The organism is Cupriavidus sp. HPC(L) (assembly GCF_000307735.3).
In the GTDB taxonomy this organism is placed as follows: domain Bacteria; phylum Pseudomonadota; class Gammaproteobacteria; order Burkholderiales; family Burkholderiaceae; genus Cupriavidus.
In genome coordinates, this window is record NZ_AMPR02000258.1 from 1 (window position 1) to 3,910 (window position 3,910).

General features: G+C 68.6%; 4 protein-coding genes. 3 read left to right on the forward strand and 1 reads right to left on the reverse strand.

The window, feature by feature from the left end; all coding sequences use genetic code 11:
* The 3 genes from B551_RS15050 to B551_RS15060 form a co-directional block, all read left to right on the forward strand.
* The coding region (locus B551_RS15050) for a DUF4118 domain-containing protein (protein WP_023264440.1) at positions 1-1,667 on the forward strand (1,667 nt) is incomplete at its 5' end.
* A gap of 41 nt (positions 1,668-1,708) precedes the next feature.
* Positions 1,709-2,404 carry a two-component system response regulator KdpE gene (gene kdpE / locus B551_RS15055; protein WP_006579716.1) on the forward strand — a complete coding sequence of 232 codons (696 nt, stop codon included), beginning with the start codon at positions 1,709-1,711 and terminating at the stop codon, positions 2,402-2,404.
* Between the two features lie 144 nt (positions 2,405-2,548).
* Positions 2,549-3,325 (forward strand): TorF family putative porin, encoded by a 777-nt coding sequence (locus B551_RS15060; RefSeq protein ID WP_043439979.1) that lies wholly within the window; start codon positions 2,549-2,551, stop codon positions 3,323-3,325.
* Positions 3,326-3,357: 32 nt separating this feature from the next.
* On the opposite strand, the gene B551_RS26625 is transcribed toward B551_RS15060, so the two are convergent.
* Positions 3,358-3,910: anti-sigma factor (locus B551_RS26625; protein WP_023264441.1), on the reverse strand; the 553-nt coding region annotated here is incomplete at its 5' end.

Below are 3,910 nucleotides of genomic sequence, written 5' to 3' on the forward strand. Positions count from 1 at the left end.
TCGGCTGTCCCGAGATCGACATCGTGCGCGTGGCCGCCGATACCACGCGGACCGACCTGCGCCCGCCCCACGAGGACGCCCAGCAATCCGGCGCACCGACCGATGGGGCCCGGCCCCGCGACTACCTGTGGGCCGTGGTCTGGTGCGCCGGTGCCTCGGCGCTGTCGGCGCTGGCCACGCCATGGTTCGACGTCGTCAATATCGCGATGCTGTTTCTGGCCGCCGTGATGGGCGTCGCGCTGCGGCACGGGCGTGGCCCGGCGGCATTGGCGTCGGTGCTGTCGGTGGCCGCGTTCGATTTCTTCTTCGTGCCGCCGCGGCTGTCGTTCGCGGTCACCGACGTGCAGTACCTGCTGACCTTCGTCGTGCTGCTGTCGGTCGGCCTGGTGATCGGCCAGCTGACCGCCGGCCTGCGTGAGCAGGCGCAGGTCGCGGTGCAGCGCGAGACCGATGCGCGCACGCTGTACGAGCTGGCCCGCGAGCTGTCGTCGGCGCTGACGCTGGACCAGATCGTGCCGATCGGCAGCCGATTCCTCCGCGCGGCGTTCGATGCCAATTCCGCGTTCTTTCTGACATCCTCTGACGGCAAGCTGCTGCCGCCGGTGACCGACCAGCAGCAGCGGGACACGGCCGCGCGCACCGATTCGATCGACCACGTGCTGGCGCAATGGGTGTTCGACCATGGCCAACCCGCGGGCACGGGCACGCATACGCTGCCCGGCAGCACCGTGCTCTATCTGCCGCTGAAGGCGCCGATGCGCACGCGCGGCGTGCTGGCGGTGGAGCCGGCCGCGTGGCGAGCCTTCGCGCAGCCGGCACTGCGGCGCCAGGTGGATGCGTTCTGCACGTTGATCGCGATCGCCATCGAGCGGCTGCACTATGTCGAGGTCGCGCAGCAGGCGCTACTGTCGATGGAGTCGGAGCGGCTGCGCAGCTCGCTGCTGGCCGCGGTATCGCACGATTTGCGCACGCCGCTGACCGGACTGATCGGCATGGCGGAGACGCTGCGGCGCAGCGACCCGCCGCTGGCGCCGGCGGTGGCCGACACCGTTGCCGCGATGCTGGAGCAGGCGCAACGGATGCGCACGATGGTCGTCAACCTGCTCGACATGGCGAAGCTGCAAGGCCGCGAGGTGCGGATCAGGCGGGAGTGGCAGTCGGTCGAGGAGCTGGTCGGCTCGAGCCTGGCGGCGATGCGCGAGGCGCTGTCGCGGCATCGCGTCGCGGTGGGCGACCTGTCGCGTGTGCCGCTGGTCCAGTGCGATGCGGTGCTGATCGAGCGCGTGCTGTGCAATCTGCTGGAGAATGCGGCCAAGCACACGCCGGCGGGGACGGCGATCCGCGTGTCCGCGGAAGCGGGCGACGATGAGGTCCGCATCCTCGTTGAGGACGATGGGCCTGGCGTGCCGGCCGGCAGCGAGCGCCAGATCTTCGAGAAATTCGTGCGCGGACAGCGCGAATCGGCGACCGCCGGCGTCGGCCTCGGGCTCGCCGTCTGCCAGGCGATCGTGCAGGCCCATGGCGGACGCATCTGGGCAGAGCCGGAGCGGCCGGCGCGGTCCGCGCAGCGGCAGGCCGGGCACGGACCCGGAGCGCGCTTCGTCGTCGCATTGCCGCGCGGCAATCCACCGCCGCTGGAGCCCGAGCCCCAGGCCCCGCACGCTTGAGCCGGTGCCGCCGAGCGACCGCAACGAAATCCATTCCCGTCATGCCATTCGAATTCTCTCCCACGGTGCTGCTGGTCGAAGATGAACCGCATATCCGCCGCTTCGTACGCGCGACGCTCGAGGCCGAGGGCTGTACCGTGCATGAGGCCGAGTCGCTGAAGCGGGGGCTGATCGACGCCGGCACGCGGCAACCCGATCTGGTCATCCTCGATCTGGGCCTGCCCGACGGCGATGGCGTGCAGCTGATCCGCGAGATGCGGACCTGGACCCAGGTGCCGATCCTCGTGCTGTCGGCGCGCAGCGACGAAGCGGACAAGATCGTCGCGCTCGACGGCGGTGCCGACGACTACCTGACCAAGCCGTTCGGCGTCGGCGAGATGGTGGCGCGCGTGCGGGTGCTGCTGCGCCGGCACGCCAGGGCCAATCCGCAGGGCAGCCACCTTATCGCCTTCGGCGACGTGCAGGTGGACCTGGCCAATCGCGTGATCACGCGCGCGGGGCAGCCGGTGCATCTGACGCCGATCGAGTATCGGCTGCTGTCGGTGCTGATCGCCCACCGCGGCAAGGTAATGACGCATCGCGAACTGCTGCGCGAGGTATGGGGGCCGTCGCAGTCGGAGAGCAGCCAGTATCTGCGCGTCTACATGGGCCATCTGCGCCACAAGCTCGAGCGCGATCCCGCACAGCCCGTTCATCTGCTGACCGAGACCGGCATTGGTTATCGCTTCGCGGGTTGATGACATGGGGGCTGGCGCGGCGCCTTTGCTTTATGGCATTCGGATGCGTCGGCCCCGGCTTTTGACACCGTTTTTAGGCACCGGCGTCTATCGTGACGAAGGCCCCTTCGGGGGAGATCAGGTCCCATCTTCTACTTCGTCACCATGCCTTTGACTCTACCGCGCCATCCCGCGGCCGCGCTGCTGGCCGCTTCCACGCTGATCGCCGCGATGCCCGCCGCCGCGCAGACCGCTGCCGCGCAACCTGCCGAACACACGCTGACGGGCAATCTGTCGTTGGCCTCCGAATACCGCTACCGCGGGATCATGCAGAGCAACCGCCGGCCGGCGATCCAGGGCGGCTTCGACTACAGCCATGCGAGCGGCTTCTACGCGGGCAACTGGAACTCGAGCATCAGCTGGTTGAACGACAGCAACGACGAGGTGTCGGCGCCGATCGAGATGGACTTCTACGTCGGCTTCAAGAACTCCTTCGGCGACGGCAAGTGGAACTACGACGTCGGCGTGCTGCAGTACTACTACCCCGGCGACTATCCGGCCAACTTCACGCGGCCGTACACCACCGAGATCTACGCGGGCATCGGCTATGGCCCGGTGTTCCTGAAGTACTCGTACGCGCCGACCAACCTGTTCGGCTTCCACGACAGCAAGAACAGCTGGTACGTCGACCTGGCGGCCAACGTGCCGCTCGAGTTCTGGGGCCTGACGCTGAACGCGCACGTCGGCTACCAGAAGGTGCAGAACGTGGCGGACGCCTCGTACACCGACTGGAAGCTCGGCCTGACCAAGGACCTGGGCAACGGTTTCGCGCTGGCCGTGGCCTATATCGATACCAATGCGAACCGGGCGGTGTACACCAATGCCAGTGGACGCCATATGGGCCGGGGCACGGCCTGGGCGTCGCTGACGAAGACGTTCTGAGCGTTTCCCAGGCTGCGCCCGGATCGCCGCCGCTACTGCGCGGCGACCTGCGCGTGCACGTCGTGCGCGAGTTCGAGCAGCCGCTGCCGGTCGATGCCGCCCGACACCGCGTAGCCGAACTTGCCGTCGATCCAGTAGAACACGTTGACGGACCCGTCCTGGTACAGCCGGAACGCGGTCACGTCGGCGGCGAGGTCGCGGTGCGAGATGCACAGCGTGATCCGTTCGCCGTTGGCGTCGTGGTACATGAACTGTGCGACCGGGCCGTGGTTGCTCGGCAGCAGGCGACCCCCCATCAGCGAGAAGCCGGTGCGCGTCAGGATCGGCGGACGGACATCGGCGCCCAGCCGGTTCGATACCCATTTGACCAGCTCCTGCTCGCGGTCGGCGCCGACTTCGACCGGCCGGCGCACTTCGGGGGCGTAGATCACGTGGGCGATCGCCGATTGGCGCGCGAACGATTCGCCGGTATCGAGACGCGCCGGCGCGCGCCGGGCCAGCTCGCCGCCGAAGGAGGGAAGCGCGCGGCGCCACGCATCGGCATTGGCGCCGATGCCGATGCCGACCACCAGCGCCGCGGCCATG